Raw genomic sequence first — 16,118 nt, 5'->3', positions numbered from 1 at the left:
TTACATATTTCCCATGCGCGCCAGCAGTTGTTGCAGCACTTTTTCCGTGGTCACCAGCGCCTGAGGATCGATGCCGTCCAGCAGATCGGCTCGCAGCGCATCCGCCTCGGTTTTCACGACGGAAAATGCCTGATTACCCTTTTCTGTCAGCAGCAAAAGCCGCTTGCGACGATCTTCCGGTGGCTGCACGCGCGACAGCAGCCCCTGCTTTACCAGCCGATCGATAAGCGGCACCATGCTGGCATCCTCCAGTCCGAGCAGCTGAGCCAGCTCGGTCTGCGTAAGCGGGCGCGTTTCGCTGGCGATCAGACCAATCGCCATCCAGCTGCTCATGCTCAGGCCACTGTGTTTGAGATGACGATCCACGGCGAGGCGCCAGGCGTGCGCGGTTTGGTAGAGCAAATGAGTGAATGTTTTATAGTGGGCAGTCAAAGATTAGCGACCTAATGATTAGAATTCTAACTGAACGATCAGGTTATTATACGCGGAGCAATTAGCTAATGAAAATAGCACATGCCGTTAAACTATAACCTGCCCGTCAGCTGTTTTTTAATATCGTGTGAACACGCAAAGCACCTGAACCCGGAGATTGCCATGCCCGGCCCTGACAGCAACTGGATAGATTTGCGCCGTGATGCCCTTCGCGGCATAGAAACCCTTCGCGCGCATTTTACCGGTCATGCCTACGATCCCCACTGGCATGACAGTTATCTGATTGGCGTAACGGAGCAAGGCGTTCAACAGTTTCACTCGCGTCGCCAGCAGCACCAGAGTCGGCCCGGCACGGTATTTATGCTGGAGCCGGAGGAGCTACATGATGGTGACGCAATAGATGCAGAGGGCTTCACCTACCGGATGCTCTATCTGTCACCTCAGCAGGTGTTGCAGCAGCTGGATCCGCTGCACGCTAACAGCAAAGGTGAACTGCATTTTGCCGCTACGCTGCGCAATGATAATCAACTTGCCTACGCCGTCTGGCACTGTTTTGACGCGCTGTGGCATAACCATCCAGAACTGATTAAAGAGGCAACGCTCGATCGGCTGTTTATGCAGCTGAGCCAGCATCCCCTGTGGCGCAGCGAAGTGCATCCGGCGGATCGTGATAAATCGCTGGCGTTGCAGGCGCGGGACTGGCTGATTGCACACCATGCACTCAATCCGGGATTACAGGCGATGGCAGAGGCGCTCCACGTTGACCGCTTCCGTCTGTCGCGTTTGTTTCAGGCGCAGTGGGGGCTGCCGCCGCACGCCTGGCTGGTACAATGGCGCTTATCACAGGCACGTCGCCAGCTGGCGGCAGGCAGCGCGCCCGCTGAGGTAGCGGCCAGCCTGGGTTTTGCCGACCAGAGTCACCTGGGACGCTGGTTTAAACGTGCATGTCATCTGACGCCGGCACGCTATCAGCAGGCGTGCACAAATCTTCCAGACGCCCGCTGATCCTCTTGTCACAATGCACTTTTTTCAGACAGGAGAAGTGTAATGCAAGCACCTCGTTGCGCCATTATTTTACATAGCGATCTCGCTCCGGGAAAAGCCACCAACGCGGCGGCAGTTATCGCGCTGACGCTTGGTCAGCGCCATCCCGCGCTGGTTGGAGAGCCATTACAGGATGCGGATGCCTGTCCGTTTCCCGGCCTGATCCCCTACGGTATTCCCGTGCTGGCAGCCAGCCACGAAGAGATGGACGCGATGCGCTCGCGCTGCGCTGAAGCGGTCTGCGATCTGGTTTTGTTTCCTGAAGAGGGGCAAGCTACGACCGATTACGCGGCATTGCGCGCAGCGATGAGTGAAACACCGGCCAGAGAGTGGCGCTTGCTGGGAATGGCACTGGTTGGCGAGAAACAATCCGTCCGAAAACTCACTGCAAAGTTAAAGCTCTTTAGTTGAAAATTTGCAGGAAAGGGGCAGCGATTTTTTATCTGCGTTCTGCAAATCTGTCTCATTGTACAAACAGTCTGTACAGATTTGTCTGATATTACCCCAATATAAATAATTGATTTTATTTGTATAGCACAAAATGCTTAGCCATTCACTTGTGCCTGTACACCCTCTTTGTATAACTTTAGCCCCCATGAATCGGATAACGATTCCGTAACGAATGATGCTTTTGCGTCGCCTCTGAAGGTGTCAGTGGATTTCCACCTTCAGAGGTCCTTTTTTTGTTTCAGGCGAGTCGGGGCCCCTTTACATCTGTCCATGTAAGGGAATTTTCATCGTAATTTGTCCTGATATCCGACCGGGAAGTTCGGGCTGTTTTAAGGGCTAACACATGCAAAACGCTGTTCCTCAAGCTGATAAAGAGATTGCTGACTATTTCAACGTCGCGGCGAACAAAGCGGCCAGTGAAATGGAAATGCTGGGTTTGATCGTTGCTGAAATTTTGCAGGCGGGTATGCCTGTCACCAATAAAGCCATTATTGCTAAGTTAATTAACCGGCTGGAGCTGGAATCTGACGTCGTCACGCTCGACATCTATCGTCAGTTGCTCGAGCTGGTTGTGCACAAAACACCCGATGATTTGTCGGTGTAAGCCTGACTCCAGGGATGGAGTCTCCCTGCCTTTCTCTGCGATAACTGGTAAAACGCCTCATCAGGCATTACTCTCTTCTGCTTAATTTCTTACAGGTTCTCCTGGTACGCTGCGAGAACACATTCTAAAAAGAGCCTGCACAACTATGAGTCACCCTAATGACGTTGCTGCGACACCCGTTGCAGACAGCGATCTCAGCGTGGGGCGCGTTCTACGTTCCCCTTCTCTTCTGACGCGCGAATGCCTGGCGGGCATTATCACCGCGCTGGCACTGATCCCCGAAGTTATCTCCTTTTCTGTCATCGCGGGCGTCGATCCCAAAGTCAGCCTTGTCGCTTCTGTAGTGCTCTGCCTGACGCTCTCTGTACTGGGCGGGCGTCCGGCTATGGTGACCGCCGCAGCCGGTTCCGTGGCGCTGGTGATTGGCCCTATGGTGCATCTGCACGGCGTGGCCTATATCCTGCCCGCCGTGGTGCTGGGCGGCGTTATTCAGATCCTGTTTGGCCTTGCCGGGCTGGCGCGCATGATGCGCTATATTCCACGCTCGGTAATGCTGGGCTTCGTCAATGCACTGGGCGTGCTGATTTTCTTTGCACAGGTGCCGCACGTCTGGGGACAAAGCTCGCTGGTATGGCTGCTGTTTGCCATCACGCTGGCCGTTGTGCTGCTGCTGCCGCGCGTGTTGAAAAGCGTGCCCTCACCATTGATTGCTATTGTCGTGGTAACGGCTATCGCGCTGCTGCTGGGCTGGCACGTGCCCAACGTGGGCGATGAAGGCCCGATGAGCGCGGGATTGCCCGGACTGAATGCCTTGCAGGTACCGCTCAACCTGCACACACTGCAAATCGTCTGGCCGACCGCACTCAGCGTCGCTTTTGTCGGCCTGATGGAGTCTTTACTGACCGCAAAACTGGTGGACGACCTTACCGATACGCCCTCCAGCAAGCGACGTGAGTCCTGGGGTCTGGGCATTGCTAATATCCTGGCGGCTTTCTATGGCGGCATTGCAGGCTGTGCGATGATCGGCCAGACCATTGTTAACGTCGAGCTGGGCAAAGCGCGCACGCGCATATCCACCGTGGTGGCTGGCCTGGTGCTGCTGTTGCTGGTGACCGGTCTCAGTGAGGTCATGGCAAAAATCCCGATGGTCGTGCTGGCAGGCATTATGATGGTTGTCGCCGTAAAGACGGTGAACTGGCACAGCCTTCAGCCTGCAACGCTGAAACGCATGCCGTGGTCTGAAACGCTGATTATGGCACTGACGATCGTTGTGACCGTCTGGACGGGTAACCTGGCACTGGGTGTGCTGGCAGGCGTATTGGCCGCGATGATGCTGTTCGCGCGCCGCATTGCGCATGTCATACATGCTGAACGCGATCTGAGTCCGGATGGTCAGTCAGTGCGCTATACGGTGCGTGGCCCGCTGTTTTTTGCCAGCAGCAATGACCTGTTTGAGCACTTTGATTACGCGCACGATCCGCAGCAGGTCACGATTGATTTAACTCATGCCCAGATCTGGGATGCCTCTTCCGTGGCTGCGCTGGATGGCATTGAGTATCGCTATCAGCGGCATGGCGCACAGGTCACTCTTATTGGCCTGGACACGCGCAGCAGTGATTTCCATCGCCGCCTGACCGGCAAGCTGGAGTAGATGCTGGCGTGACAACGATGCGGCATGCGCCGCATCGTTGTTAAAGCGGTTTCGCCTGTCGGCGGGCTTTAAAACGTGCAACCATGGTCGTCAGCGCCTGATAAATCACCCCGGCATACAGGCTTTTTATCACCACCATCCCTGTTTCCACCCCCTCTTTTTGCCAGAAGCAGAACCACATAAACAGGCCCCAGAGCAGGGAAAACAGTAGCCAGCCTTTGACAAATTTCATCACGTCCTGCATCGCATTTCCTTCCCGGTCAGCGCGGCCCGTGCCGCATTTCAGAGCGTGAAAGTAACCGATACCACACCCTTTTGCACATCAGGTTTAATGAGATGAGAGGCAGGTCAACATTCATGCCGCTGTGAATTTAAGATTTTCCAGCTGGTGAGCCGCGTACAGCCTGCTACGCTTTAGTTTCATTGCATTTTTATGCTTCTGTTTTCAATACCGGAGAATGAGGTGGCAACGATGAACAACCTGAAGAAAGGGATCTGTATTACGCTGGCGGTCATGGCGCTGGCAGGCTGTATGCATCGCAGTGATGCAATTAAATCTGATGGTCGACCTCATGCGCCAAGCGGCCAGTCGGTGCCGGGGGGTCCGCTGGGCTCCGGCCCGGTAGGTCAGCCGCAGTCATAAGTTTATCAACCCGGCAGATGCCGGGTTTTTTACAGTCGGCAAAAACAAAAAAACCGCCTTTGGAGGCGGTCACGACATTGCTTACTACTGCTTTGTTTTAATTTGGCTTTTTAACATCGATAGCGATGGTGCCCGGGGCGGGACTTGAACCCGCACGACCATAAGCCGAGGGATTTTAAATCCCTTGTGTCTACCGATTTCACCACCCGGGCAGGGTGTAAAGTGGAGGCGCGTCCCGGAGTCGAACCGAGGTGGACGGATTTGCAATCCGCTGCATGGCCACTCTGCCAACGCGCCTTTATCCGCTGTGCCGTCAGGATATCCTGACCTGCAAATCTGGAGCGGGAAACGAGACTCGAACTCGCGACCCCGACCTTGGCAAGGTCGTGCTCTACCAACTGAGCTATTCCCGCATTACTCAGCAACTTAATGGAACTTGCTGATTTTGCTTATCTTCTGGCAGGCTTGCTGCCGTTCGATGCGATGCATTCTACTGACCTGACGCGATGAGTCAACAGAATTATCCTTCAAATGCATTCGTTTGCTGCTTTTTAAGTCGCTTCGATCAGCTATCGAGCAGATCGCCACGCGCCGCGCTTAAATACTGGAACATTGACCAGAAAGTCAGCACAGCGGCGATGTAGAGCGCCACGACGCCTGCGCCGATAACCGTTGCATCCGGACGCCACAACAGAGCGACAAGCGACAGCATCTGCGCCGTAGTTTTAACTTTGCCAATCCATGAAACAGCGACGCTGCTGCGTTTACCAATCTCCGCCATCCACTCGCGCAGCGCTGAAATAATGATTTCGCGCGCAATCATGGTCGCGGCAGGCAAAGTAATCCACCAGGAGTGAAAATATTCCGCGACCAGGACCAGCGCAATGGCCACCATGACTTTATCGGCGACCGGATCGAGGAATGCGCCAAAGCGAGTGGTTTGCTTCCAGCGACGCGCAAGAAAACCATCAAACCAGTCGGTAACCGCTGCAATAACAAAAATCAACGCAGTAGCAAAAGGGGCCCAGTAAAACGGCAGGTAGAAAGCCAGCACGAAGAAAGGGATGAGGACGACTCGAAACAGGGTGAGACACGTCGGTATGTTAAATTGCATATGCCGGTAACTGTCTGGAATGGGTAGAATTTCCCCTATGTTCCTACATTGCCTCACCCGTTTCAATGCTAGTGTTTTAGCGAGTGGTATATTTTTTCAGCCAGCGCAAAGGAAATTCCTGGTACATTGGCGATCTCTTCCACCGTCGCGTTCTTCAGCGGTTGCAGGCCCCCCATATACTTAAGCAACTGCTGGCGACGTTTTGGACCGATACCCTCTATGCTTTCCAGCGCGCTGGTATTCTTTACTTTGGCCCGTTTTTTACGGTGGCCCGAAATTGCATGATTGTGAGCATCATCACGAATATGCTGAATCACATGCAACGCAGCCGAGTCTGGGGGGAGCGAAACGCCCTCACCTTCCGCTTCAAAAAACAGGGTTTCCAGCCCGGCTTTACGGTCGCTTCCCTTCGCGACGCCCAGCAAAATAGGGCGTGACTTGTCCCACTCCACGTCGAGCTCCGCAAACACCTGTTTGGCCTGGGAAAGCTGCCCTTTTCCTCCGTCAATCAAAATGACGTCAGGGATTTTATCCTCTTCCAGCGCCTTACCGTAGCGGCGACGCAATACCTGATTCATCGCCGCGTAGTCATCACCCGGCGTAATGCCTTCGATATTGTAGCGGCGATAGTCGCTACGCAGCGGGCCGTTGGCGTCAAACACAACGCAGGAGGCAATGGTCTGCTCACCCATGGTGTGGCTGATATCAAAACACTCCATGCGGTTAATTTTGTCCAGCTCAAGGAACTGCGCCAGCGCAGCCAGCCGCTGCTGAATCGTTGAATGCTGTGACAGACGGGTGGTCAGCGCCGTTGCCGCGTTAGTGCGCGCCAGCTTCAGATAACGCGCCCTGTCGCCGCGCGGTTTAGTCTGAATAGTGACGCGCCGCCCTGCCAGTTCACTCAGCGATTCAGAGAGCAGATCGCGCTCCGGCAGATTAAAGTCCAGCAGGATGTCGCCAGGAAGCGTGCGCGCTTCGCTGCCCTGAAGATAGAACTGGCCAACGAAAGTTTGCACAACCTCGGCCAGTTCGGTATCTGCCGGAACTTTAGGAAAATAGCTGCGGCTGCCCAGCACCTTGCCCTGGCGAATAAACAGAACGTGGAGACAGGCCATACCCGCGTCATAGGCAACGCCCATGACGTCGAGATCATCGCCCTGATTAGAGACGAACTGCTTTTCAGTGATGCGACGCACTGCCTGAATCTGGTCACGTAAACGCGCCGCCTCTTCAAAGCGCAGCCCGACACTCGCCTCTTCCATGCGTTTCACCAGCATGTTGAGTACCTGATCGTCCTTACCGGACAAAAAGAGCCGCACATACTCGGTCTGTTGCGCGTACTCTTCTTCACTTACCAGCCCTGCTACACAGGGACCCAGACAGCGGCCAATCTGATATTGCAGGCAAGGCCGGGAGCGGTTGCGATAAACGCTGTTTTCACACTGGCGAATTGGAAACACTTTTTGCATTAGCGCCAGCGTTTCGCGCACGGCATATCCGTTCGGAAACGGGCCAAAGTATTCCCCTTTTGCATGCTTCGCACCGCGGTGGTAGGCGAGCCGTGGATGAGTGTCGCCACTGAGAAAGATAAACGGATACGATTTATCGTCACGCATCAGCACGTTATAGCGTGGCTGATAGAGCTTGATGTAGTTATGCTCCAGCAGCAGCGCTTCGGTTTCCGTGTGCGTGACGGTAACGTCTATATGATGAATGTTGCTGACCAGCACCTCAGTTTTTCGGCTGCCAACGTGGCTGCGAAAGTAGCTGCTCAGGCGCTTTTTAAGATCTTTGGCTTTTCCAACATAGATTACGGTGTCCGACGCGTCATACATGCGGTAGACGCCCGGCTGACTGGTCACCGTGCTGAGAAAGGCTTTTGCATTGAAAACGTCACTCACTACTGATTAACGGCTCCGCATTGAACAGACCATGTCGAATGGCCAGATGCGTTAACTCTACGTCGCCACTAATGTTCAGTTTACTAAACATGCGATAACGATAGCTGTTAACGGTTTTGGGGCTGAGATTAAGCTGCTCGGATATTTCCGTCACCTTTTGCCCTTTGGTGATCATCAGCATAATCTGCAATTCCCTTTCCGACAAACAGCTGAAGGGGGATTCCGCCTTTTGCGGCTCAATCTGGCTCAATGCCATCTGCTGCGCAATATCCGATGCAATATAGCGCTGTCCCGCATGTACCGAACGAATCGCGTTGACCACTTCCTGGGGAGCCGCACCTTTGCTAAGGTAGCCGGCCGCGCCCGCCTGCATCACCTTGGCAGGCAACGGATTTTCTGTGTGAATCGTCAACATGATGATTTTAATGTCCGGATTGAAGCGTACAATTTTGCGTGTGGCTTCAAGTCCGCCAATGCCCGGCATATTCATATCCATAAGGATGACGTCAACCGGGTGCGCACGACACCATTTCACTGCGTCTTCCCCGCAACAGGCCTCTCCTGCGACCACAAGTCCTTTCATATCTTCCAGGATGCGTCTAATACCGGCGCGTACCAGTTCATGGTCATCAACAAGTAGAACACTGATCAACGGGAAGCACTCCGCAAGCAAAAAATGGGGTATAAATCTGATATTACGTGCCCATATGATACCTGCTTTTCAACGCAAATAACATCAACAGACCAAATGTATGATCGTATTCAATGATTTACATCAAGGCATTTTGACGAGCTCAAAAAATAGGGTTCTCATTCAGGAAAGCGTAAGGGATACTTTTTATTTTTCATATTTATCATATGGATAGACATTAACTTTTTTGTCGAATTGTTCATCCCTTAATTGTTACACGCTGACGCTGTGAAATTTACTCATCTCCTGCTTTAAATAAACTCTTGTTTAAAACAAGTCATTACCGCCACTCGCTTTCATGGTGCAGCGGTGCGCTGTGATATACTCATACGCGGCTGTGCGGATCATGCCGAACTGAGAAAATAATCTAAAGGAGAACACAATGAGCGATGAAGATTTTGTTACTTCGCACGATACGTTGAAGCTGGCCGATGAGGTTGCCTGCCTGAAAATGATGGTCACGCTGATTCTGAAAGGAATGGGCCAGGCGGATGCCGGGAAAGTGATTATTAATATGGAACGCTACGTAAAAACCCTGGGCGACAAGCCGCAGGCGGAAGTGTTCAGCAATACCATTAAACAGATTAAAACCGCGTATCGTCAGTGATGCGTTCGCCCCCGTCATAGCGGGGGCGCGCTGTCAGGTGTGAGACTGCCAGTTAACTGACACACCCAGAGATGGCAGCACCTCTTCCGGACTGAAGCGGCGTGTTCCACGATACTTTTCCGCCAGCGCTGGCTGGGAGACGGGGATGCGAATGGCGAACAGATTGTCCTCCGACTGAATTAAACCCGGTGTCAGGGGTTCATACGCCACGTGGTTCTCTTCAAACATTTTTTCCAGCATCGGCGTTGCCGAGCTGATTAGATACTCCATGCCGTTAAGTTCAGCCAGCTGCACAGCGTGCCACAGCAGATTAAACGGCAGCTCTTCATCGACCTCCAGCTTCGCCGAGAAGCGCGACATTTCCCATACCTTTTCATGGCTAAAAGGAACAACCAGCCCTTCACTCTGTTCGGGCTCCTGCCATGGCATCAGGCGGGCACAGCCGCTGATGCCATCGCGCGCGTTCCAGGCCAGTAACCAGGTCACGTCTGACCGGTCAAAGCGGTCATACTCCTGACCCGGCGTGCTGAGCCGTGGCGGAATCGACCAGCCTTCTCCTCGCGCAAATACGCTGTAACGATAGCTGCCTAACTCGGCCAGCAAAGAGGACGGCATATCCTTTAACTGGGTTTGAATTATTTTCATCATGCGCCCCTGACATCCTCATGTTTGCACTGATTAACGCTACGCCAGCCTGGCAAAGTTCCGGCGCAGAGTAGACAACTGCCTCCGGCAACGTAACTACTAAAATTAGTAGTTGCCAGTTCCTATATCAGGCCAATTGCCGCTGCATAACAGGCAATTTGCGTTTTATTGGAAACATTAAAGCGCTTTTGCATATTCTTCTGGTGAAAATTCACCGTGTGTTGCGAAATAGATAAAATAAGCGAAATTTCAGCAGACGTTTTGCCTTCTGCGGTCCATTTTAAAATCTCCAGTTCACGCTGACTAAAGTCATTCTTCAGCACCACCAGTGCATCATCTGAAAAACGCTGGAGCGCGCGCAAGCTCAGCTCCGCCAGAAAATGAAGTTTCACTTCCAGCTCGGTGTGCAGATGCTGCGTCTTGTTAGCCTGCCGTGACGCTATAGATAATATACCAATGGCTCGATTTGATGCCATGGCAGAGCAGGAAAATCCGCTGTTTAGTCCGTGCTCTTGCGCCTCTTTCCATAAATCACCGGACTCGCTGAAAAGCGCATGGTTCCACTCTACGCCTTGCCCAGGCTGCTGGCATAGCATTAAAACTGGATCGACCGCGTAATAGTTTTTCTGCTCATAACGCTTAATCCATGTCTCTGGATAGGTGCTGTGCAAAAAGATCCTTGGCCGGGTGAATGGCACAGGATGCTGGATCAAAAACGCATAGTTATCGAACCCTAATGAGACGACGAGCGCTTGAATAAGTGACTTCAATTGCGCAGTGGAATCGATAGCCTCAAATTGTTTTTCCGTTTCTCGTCGCCAGACGAAATAGTTGTCAGTATTCATATTGCTTCGGCGTTATCCTCACGCTGATGCGTCTGGGCATTGAAGTTAACCATATTCAAAAGATAAATTTATAAGAAAAAAATTTTTTAGTAGGAAAAAAACAGGACTGCCAGTAAAAATTGCACAACGTCCTGTTGTGACAGTATTACAAAGTGTCTATTGCCTGCGCTTCCCGAAAAGAGATCTCATTCACATCTTTCTAGCGACCACAACAGCAGAATAAGATTTTTCTGATAGATATTCAATATCGTTAAACACAATTAATTTTATGCGTTGACGGCTATACTGCATGGATATTAAGTAAAATTCGCGTTTAGCCAAATTTATTTGTAAAACCAGACTTAAGTTATTCTGAAGATAAATAGTCGCAGGTGCTCGAAAAAGTGCTGCTTTAACCCGCATCATTTACCCGTTTATGATTCAGCGGCTCATGATCGTGACTATGCTTTACAGCCAGGACTCGCACTATCCTTACGCCCGGCCCGGCAGAGCGATGGCCTTTTCTGCCAGCCTCTCGGCATGCATTAACATTTGCAGATGGGGACACTATGTTGAATCAGCTGGCATTACTCTTCCTTGCTTTAGGTGGCTGTACCGCTCTGATGATCCTTAAAGATATTTTTCGTCATCCTCACCCTGTCAGAGTGATGAATTTTATCTGGCCACTGACCGGGCTCTATATGCCCTTTCTCGGCTGGCTGGCATGGTGGTACCTTGGTCGCAGCCCCTCACGCCCGCAAAAACTTGCCCTACTGGTTCCCCGGAAAACTCTTCGACATGCCGGATGGCCAACCATATTTATTTCTACTTCGCTGTCAGCTGCGGCCTGTCTTTTCAGCGAACTGATCACACTTCCGATTATCACTACCCTGAATCATTATCATTTTTTAACACCATTATGGGTTCAGGCGATTATATGCCTCACTCTTTCTCTGATCGGTGGCCTTTTTTTACAATTTCTTGCTATCCGGCAGCGGGAAAGATTTTCAGTCTGGCGCACCCTGGTGATTGCATTTCGCACGGAAACCTTTCCACTTCTGGTTTATCAGACAGGCGTGCTTTTCTTTATGAGTCTGGCCCTAAAATTCATCCTGAACCAGCAAATTGATCCTGTGACGATATCTTTCTGGTTTATGTTGCAGCTTGCTATGCTGACAGGTTTTATATTTTCATGGCCAGCCAACCACTTCCTGATTAAACGCGGGCTGAATCCGGCGGTATAATGGTTAACGGCAGTACCCGGTACCGCGCATGCCGAAATGAAAATGGCTGGCATGCGCGGCGTTATAATTCGGGCCAAGCGCATTACCAAAATTATTACACCCTTCTCGCCAGAGAAGATGCAAGAGCGCAGATTGCGTTTCTGGCTGCGTCCAGTTTTTACTTACCTCCAGCCGTTGACCATTAGCTAGCTGAAAACCGGTCACATCCCAGGCGTCGGCGGTCGCATGCTCACTCAACCGCCCTTCTGCACGATGATAAATGTTGCGGCAGGCATAGCTGCCGACATGATTAATGCGCTTCAGGGAGACGGCTGGTTGTTCCTGTTCAAGACGCTGCTGGCTGCGCAAGACATACATGGTGCTGGCAACCGCCATCGGGCAGCTGGCTAAAAAACTGCTGCTTAAGCTGACTTTGCCAAAGCGCTGTATTCGGAGCGGATTGCTGAGCGGACAGTTACCTGTCACCGCCGGGCGCGCGCTAAACGTGACAAAGCCTGCCTGCTCAGCGCGTTGCATCACCTCAAGGCAGGCTGCCGGATTATTTTCCAGCCGCTTGAGTTTATAACGGGTTATCCAGCCAGGCGGATCGGTGACGGCCAGTGGCCTGAAGGGATTATATTGCGGCGGCAGATGCTGCTTTAGCCAGGGTAAGCTTCCCCATCCAGCGGCAACAAGCACCAGTAGCAGGATAATTACGCGCATCTCTTTCTCGCAGTCGCTTGATTTAGAGAACAAAAGTGTAGAAGCTACGCGCCGGTTTAGCGCTGGCAATGGCGCTTTTCGTTTAAAACAGCAGCATTGTGCCGCAAGTTTGTACCGCGTAAAGATTTCCTGACATGTCACTAAGACGTAAACAGCGTATTTGTAAAAAACAATTAGCGAGCTTTTGTCTTGTTCCTCTATCTTATGCCAACTTGCCTCAGGCAGTTATCACAAACAGCCAGCAGAGCTGACACAACATCCAGACAGGAATAACAATTTTATGGTAGATCAAATCAAAGAGGCCGTAGCTGAACAGGAATCGCCTGTTAAGCTGCGGCGTAATCTTCATAACCGTCATATCCAGCTCATGGCTATTGGTGGGGCCATCGGTACCGGCCTGTTTATGGGCTCCGGCAAAACCATCAGCCTGGCGGGTCCGTCGATCATCTTCGTCTATATGATCATCGGCTTTATGCTGTTTTTTGTAATGCGTGCGATGGGGGAGCTGCTGCTCTCCAACCTGGACTATAAGTCCTTTAGCGATTTTGCCGCCGATCTGCTTGGTCCCTGGGCGGGCTACTTTACCGGCTGGACTTACTGGTTTTGCTGGGTGGTCACGGGTATTGCTGACGTGGTCGCTATCTCCGCCTATTTCCAGCTCTGGTTTCCCGGCTTCTCCGTATGGATGAGTGCGCTGCTGTGTGTCTTTATCTTCCTGGCGCTCAACATTGCCACGGTGAAGATGTTTGGCGAAATGGAATTCTGGTTTGCCATTATCAAAATCGTCGCCATTGTGGCGCTGATTGTTACCGGCGTGGTGCTGGTGATGATGCATTATCCCTCACCGGGTGGCACAACCGCATCGCTGAGTAATATCTGGGACCATGGCGGTTTGTTTCCCAAAGGGCTTAGCGGCTTTTTTGCCGGTTTTCAGATAGCGGTTTTTGCCTTTGTCGGCATTGAGCTAGTAGGCACCGCAGCAGCAGAAACGCATGATCCGCATAAGGTGCTGCCGCGCGCGATTAATGCCATTCCACTGCGTGTGATTATGTTTTATGTGCTGGCGCTCATGGTGATCATGGCCGTCACCCCCTGGACACAGGTAATGGCGGATCGCAGCCCGTTTGTCGAAATGTTTGTGCTGATCGGTCTGCCTGCGGCAGCCAGCATCGTTAACTTTGTGGTGCTGACCTCCGCAGCCTCCTCCGCCAATAGCGGCATCTTCTCAACCAGTCGTATGCTTTACGGCCTGTCGAAACAGGGCGTGGCCCACCGGACCTTTGGCCGTCTTTCCGCACGTGCGGTGCCGACAGCGGGCCTGTTCTTTTCCTGCTTCTGCCTGCTGACTGGCGTGGCGCTAATCTACCTGATCCCAGACGTAATGACGGTTTTCACCCTGGTGACCACCGTCTCGGCAATTCTGTTTATGTTTGTCTGGACCATCATTCTTTGTAGCTATCTGGCCTACCGTAAAAAGTATCCAGAGCGCCATGCGAAATCGGGCTTTAAAATGCCGCTGGGCAAGGTGATGTGCTGGGTAGTGATGGCGTTCTTTGTGTTTGTCCTGGCGCTGCTGACGTTGCAGCAAGATACCCGCCAGGCGCTGATGGTGACGCCGCTATGGTTTGTGATGCTGGCCGTGGGCTGGCTGTTACGCCGCCGCGCTGCCCGCTAATACAGCTGCGTCCCGGCCAGATGGCCGGGACGCGAGCTTATCCTGACAGCGCTCTTTCTCCTACAGCCGTTCACCCAGCGCACGAAAGACGTAACGCAGCGATGGCCGGGTCGACGGCAACCTCTCGGGGTGCGTGGCGGGTGACTGCGGCGTGCCCAGCCCAAAAGTGAAGGTGTAGTTCTCCTCCTCTCCCATACGTAAATCGGCGATAGTTGTCTCACCCGCTTGCTCGCGCATCGCATAGAAACCGTGGCTAAACCAGGCTACGCGCTCGGCATACCAGTTTCCTTTTAGCTGGGCAAAAAGTTCGGAATGACGTGCATGCCAGCTAACAGTCAGCGGTCGCGTAGGTGACAGCAGTGACCAGTAGGCTTCACCATAGCGATCGCCGTCAATAATCACCGTACGCCAGACCAGCGTATTGAACGCGGTTGGCGTTATCAGCACTTTGTCATCGGAAATACGCTGCTGCGCCAGCGATTGCTTAATCTGCCACCCCGCCACTCCCTGAATGATCAGGCTCCATGCCAGATAGCCGGTACTCAAAAACAGCCCGACCTGGTTCCAGCGCAGGCCGCGTGCGCCGCCGCGCCAGAGCGCCACGGCGAGACAGACCAGCAGCGGCAGCGTATAGAGCGGGTCGATAATATAAATACTGCCAGTTGCGTAGGGATGGTCAGTAAGCGGCAGCCCCAGCTGCGTGCCATAAACCGTCATCAGATCCAGCAAGGGATGGGTGATTAGCGCCAGCCAGACAGCCGGCCACCATTGTTGCCACGGCACCTGACGGCGAAAAAGGCCGGCAATCAGCCAGGCCAGCAGCGGTGATGCCAGCGTCAGCCACAGCAGTGCGTGGCTTTCAGTACGGTGCAGAGTCATATTGCGAATGGCATCACCGTGATCGATAAAGACATCGAGATCTGGCAGGGTGCCGCACACCGCTCCGACGATCGCTGCCTGCCAGAGCGGTACACGCCGCCCCATCACCGCCACGCTGACCGACGCCCCAAGCACCAGCTGTGATACCGAATCCATCGCTTACTCCGTCGCAGGTTAAAGCAGCAATCGCCACCGGGAAATCAGCGCACGCGAATACCTTCAATGATCATGCGCTGCACGTTCTCAACCGTTTCATCAAAAAATTGCGGATCGCTCAGGGTCTGACCGGTAATCGCCTCTACCTGGCTGGCAAAATCTGCATAGTGCTGCGTTGCTGCCCACAGCATAAAAAAGAGGTGCTGAGGCTGCACGCCCGCCAGGCGACCCTCTTTAATCCAGCGCTCAACAATTGCCGCTTTATCATCCACCAGCTGCTTGAGATCGCCTGCCAGCTCACCTTTTAGCAGCGGCGCACCCTGAAGCATTTCAAGGCAAAACAGGCGAGACGCCTGCGGATGATCGCGGGAGACCTCAAGCTTGAGGCGGATATACCGACGGATCGCGCTCAGCGGATCCATATCGTGCTGCAATGCGCGCAGCGGGGCCAGCCAGACGTCCAGAATCTCTTTCAGGACGGCGATATAAAGCGTTTCTTTTGAGGAGTAATAGTAGAGCAGATTCGTTTTCGAGACGTCGGCGCGCTCGGCGACCTGGTCAAGGCGCGTGCCATGAATGCCAAACTGAGAGAAGAGCGCCAGTGCGGCCTCCAGAATGGCGGCGCGCTTTGCAGCGGTGGCACGTGAGCGACGCGTCGATTTTTTTTCATCACTTTTCACAGGGTTGCCTCATTCCTTAAGCGTACTGGCATCATAGCAAAGCCCCTTTGTCCTGCCTAACCAGCCGTTGCACCTTTTTTGCCCAGACTGCCTGCAAAGTGTGCATCGATTTTTGACCATATGGTCCAAAACAGACCAACTGTTCTGCTTTTTTTCGGAGGACGTCAATTTAACCA

General features: G+C 52.9%; 18 protein-coding genes and 3 tRNA genes. 8 read left to right on the top strand and 13 right to left on the bottom strand.

What is annotated here, in order from left to right; translation table 11 throughout:
* Entirely contained in the window at positions 1-432 is a 432-nt protein-coding gene (locus HP564_RS01260) for a MarR family winged helix-turn-helix transcriptional regulator (protein WP_371239426.1), read from the bottom strand.
* Between the two features lie 162 nt (positions 433-594).
* Between HP564_RS01260 and HP564_RS01255 the strand changes: the two genes are divergently transcribed.
* The 4 genes from HP564_RS01255 to HP564_RS01240 all read left to right on the top strand — a co-directional run bounded on the left by HP564_RS01255 (position 595) and on the right by HP564_RS01240 (position 4,181).
* Positions 595-1,437: an AraC family transcriptional regulator gene (locus HP564_RS01255; RefSeq protein ID WP_371239424.1), complete on the top strand. Its 843-nt coding sequence runs from the start codon at positions 595-597 to the stop codon at positions 1,435-1,437.
* A 42-nt stretch (positions 1,438-1,479) separates the two neighbouring features.
* A complete protein-coding gene (locus tag HP564_RS01250) occupies positions 1,480-1,887 on the top strand; it encodes a DUF2000 family protein (protein WP_371239422.1) in 408 nt (135 codons plus the stop codon).
* 382 nt (positions 1,888-2,269) lie between these two features.
* Positions 2,270-2,530 carry a biofilm/acid-resistance regulator YmgB/AriR gene (locus tag HP564_RS01245; protein WP_371239420.1) on the top strand — a complete coding sequence of 87 codons (261 nt, stop codon included), beginning with the start codon at positions 2,270-2,272 and terminating at the stop codon, positions 2,528-2,530.
* Between the two features lie 145 nt (positions 2,531-2,675).
* Positions 2,676-4,181, top strand: a complete 1,506-nt coding sequence (locus HP564_RS01240) for a SulP family inorganic anion transporter (RefSeq protein ID WP_371239418.1) — start codon at positions 2,676-2,678, stop codon at positions 4,179-4,181.
* Between the two features lie 40 nt (positions 4,182-4,221).
* On the opposite strand, the gene HP564_RS01235 is transcribed toward HP564_RS01240, so the two are convergent.
* Complete coding sequence (locus HP564_RS01235; protein WP_371239416.1) at positions 4,222-4,425, bottom strand: DUF6404 family protein; 204 nt, start codon at positions 4,423-4,425, stop codon at positions 4,222-4,224.
* 219 nt (positions 4,426-4,644) lie between these two features.
* On the opposite strand from HP564_RS01235, the gene HP564_RS01230 reads away from it, so the two are divergent.
* The gene (locus HP564_RS01230; RefSeq protein ID WP_371240693.1) at positions 4,645-4,824 is read left to right on the top strand and encodes a hypothetical protein; all 180 of its coding nucleotides are present in this window, start codon (positions 4,645-4,647) and stop codon (positions 4,822-4,824) included.
* Positions 4,825-4,950: 126 nt separating this feature from the next.
* On the opposite strand, the gene HP564_RS01225 is transcribed toward HP564_RS01230, so the two are convergent.
* The 6 genes from HP564_RS01225 to uvrY form a co-directional block, all read right to left on the bottom strand.
* Positions 4,951-5,036 (bottom strand) — tRNA-Leu (locus tag HP564_RS01225).
* Between the two features lie 11 nt (positions 5,037-5,047).
* Positions 5,048-5,121: transfer RNA gene (locus HP564_RS01220), tRNA-Cys, on the bottom strand.
* Positions 5,122-5,161: 40 nt separating this feature from the next.
* Positions 5,162-5,237 (bottom strand) — tRNA-Gly (locus tag HP564_RS01215).
* 152 nt (positions 5,238-5,389) lie between these two features.
* The gene (pgsA, locus tag HP564_RS01210) at positions 5,390-5,938 is read right to left on the bottom strand and encodes a CDP-diacylglycerol--glycerol-3-phosphate 3-phosphatidyltransferase (RefSeq protein ID WP_371239414.1); all 549 of its coding nucleotides are present in this window, start codon (positions 5,936-5,938) and stop codon (positions 5,390-5,392) included.
* Positions 5,939-6,006: 68 nt separating this feature from the next.
* Positions 6,007-7,839 (bottom strand): excinuclease ABC subunit UvrC, encoded by a 1,833-nt coding sequence (uvrC, locus tag HP564_RS01205; RefSeq protein WP_371239411.1) that lies wholly within the window; start codon positions 7,837-7,839, stop codon positions 6,007-6,009.
* Positions 7,832-8,491, bottom strand: a complete 660-nt coding sequence (gene uvrY / locus HP564_RS01200; protein WP_371239409.1) for a UvrY/SirA/GacA family response regulator transcription factor — start codon at positions 8,489-8,491, stop codon at positions 7,832-7,834. The genes uvrC and uvrY overlap by 8 nt, the downstream gene beginning before the upstream one ends.
* A gap of 421 nt (positions 8,492-8,912) precedes the next feature.
* Here uvrY and HP564_RS01195 point away from each other — a divergent pair, with 421 nt between their 5' ends.
* Positions 8,913-9,137: a DUF2594 family protein gene (locus HP564_RS01195; RefSeq protein ID WP_371239407.1), complete on the top strand. Its 225-nt coding sequence runs from the start codon at positions 8,913-8,915 to the stop codon at positions 9,135-9,137.
* A gap of 33 nt (positions 9,138-9,170) precedes the next feature.
* Here HP564_RS01195 and HP564_RS01190 read toward each other — a convergent pair whose 3' ends face one another.
* Together HP564_RS01190 and sdiA are read right to left on the bottom strand one after the other, a co-directional pair.
* A complete protein-coding gene (locus tag HP564_RS01190) occupies positions 9,171-9,782 on the bottom strand; it encodes an autoinducer synthase (RefSeq protein ID WP_371239405.1) in 612 nt (203 codons plus the stop codon).
* A 122-nt stretch (positions 9,783-9,904) separates the two neighbouring features.
* On the bottom strand, positions 9,905-10,627 hold the full coding sequence (gene sdiA / locus HP564_RS01185) for a transcriptional regulator SdiA (RefSeq protein WP_371239403.1): 723 nt from the start codon (positions 10,625-10,627) through the stop codon (positions 9,905-9,907).
* 548 nt (positions 10,628-11,175) lie between these two features.
* Here sdiA and HP564_RS01180 point away from each other — a divergent pair.
* Entirely contained in the window at positions 11,176-11,850 is a 675-nt protein-coding gene (locus tag HP564_RS01180) for a DUF4396 domain-containing protein (protein WP_371239401.1), read from the top strand.
* 3 nt (positions 11,851-11,853) lie between these two features.
* Here HP564_RS01180 and HP564_RS01175 read toward each other — a convergent pair whose 3' ends face one another.
* Entirely contained in the window at positions 11,854-12,552 is a 699-nt protein-coding gene (locus HP564_RS01175) for an extensin family protein (protein ID WP_371239399.1), read from the bottom strand.
* Positions 12,553-12,832: 280 nt separating this feature from the next.
* Between HP564_RS01175 and cycA the strand changes: the two genes are divergently transcribed.
* Entirely contained in the window at positions 12,833-14,227 is a 1,395-nt protein-coding gene (gene cycA / locus HP564_RS01170) for a D-serine/D-alanine/glycine transporter (RefSeq protein WP_371239397.1), read from the top strand.
* Positions 14,228-14,287: 60 nt separating this feature from the next.
* On the opposite strand, the gene HP564_RS01165 is transcribed toward cycA, so the two are convergent.
* Together HP564_RS01165 and rutR are read right to left on the bottom strand one after the other, a co-directional pair.
* Positions 14,288-15,262 (bottom strand): metal-dependent hydrolase, encoded by a 975-nt coding sequence (locus HP564_RS01165; RefSeq protein WP_371239395.1) that lies wholly within the window; start codon positions 15,260-15,262, stop codon positions 14,288-14,290.
* 44 nt (positions 15,263-15,306) lie between these two features.
* Positions 15,307-15,942 (bottom strand): HTH-type transcriptional regulator RutR, encoded by a 636-nt coding sequence (gene rutR, locus HP564_RS01160; protein ID WP_371239393.1) that lies wholly within the window; start codon positions 15,940-15,942, stop codon positions 15,307-15,309.
* Positions 15,943-16,118 lie beyond the last annotated feature (176 nt).

The sequence above is a fragment of the Pantoea sp. KPR_PJ genome (assembly GCF_041386365.1).
In the GTDB taxonomy this organism is placed as follows: Bacteria; Pseudomonadota; Gammaproteobacteria; order Enterobacterales; family Enterobacteriaceae; genus Pantoea.
The sequence above is the reverse complement of the archived record's forward strand: the minus strand, read 5'-3'. Positions and strand labels throughout refer to the sequence as shown.

Excerpts from the sequence above, each read along its gene's own strand:
- HP564_RS01255 (WP_371239424.1), top strand. The coding sequence starts at position 595 with ATGCCCGGCCCTGACAGCAACTGGATAGATTTGCGCCGTGATGCCCTT.
- cycA (WP_371239397.1), top strand. The coding sequence starts at position 12,833 with ATGGTAGATCAAATCAAAGAGGCCGTAGCTGAACAGGAATCGCCTGTT.
- HP564_RS01250 (WP_371239422.1), top strand. The coding sequence starts at position 1,480 with ATGCAAGCACCTCGTTGCGCCATTATTTTACATAGCGATCTCGCTCCG.
- HP564_RS01190 (WP_371239405.1), bottom strand. The coding sequence starts at position 9,782 with ATGAAAATAATTCAAACCCAGTTAAAGGATATGCCGTCCTCTTTGCTG.
- HP564_RS01245 (WP_371239420.1), top strand. The coding sequence starts at position 2,270 with ATGCAAAACGCTGTTCCTCAAGCTGATAAAGAGATTGCTGACTATTTC.
- pgsA (WP_371239414.1), bottom strand. The coding sequence starts at position 5,938 with ATGCAATTTAACATACCGACGTGTCTCACCCTGTTTCGAGTCGTCCTC.
- HP564_RS01240 (WP_371239418.1), top strand. The coding sequence starts at position 2,676 with ATGAGTCACCCTAATGACGTTGCTGCGACACCCGTTGCAGACAGCGAT.
- HP564_RS01175 (WP_371239399.1), bottom strand. The coding sequence starts at position 12,552 with ATGCGCGTAATTATCCTGCTACTGGTGCTTGTTGCCGCTGGATGGGGA.
- HP564_RS01165 (WP_371239395.1), bottom strand. The coding sequence starts at position 15,262 with ATGGATTCGGTATCACAGCTGGTGCTTGGGGCGTCGGTCAGCGTGGCG.
- HP564_RS01235 (WP_371239416.1), bottom strand. The coding sequence starts at position 4,425 with ATGCAGGACGTGATGAAATTTGTCAAAGGCTGGCTACTGTTTTCCCTG.
- sdiA (WP_371239403.1), bottom strand. The coding sequence starts at position 10,627 with ATGAATACTGACAACTATTTCGTCTGGCGACGAGAAACGGAAAAACAA.
- HP564_RS01195 (WP_371239407.1), top strand. The coding sequence starts at position 8,913 with ATGAGCGATGAAGATTTTGTTACTTCGCACGATACGTTGAAGCTGGCC.
- HP564_RS01180 (WP_371239401.1), top strand. The coding sequence starts at position 11,176 with ATGTTGAATCAGCTGGCATTACTCTTCCTTGCTTTAGGTGGCTGTACC.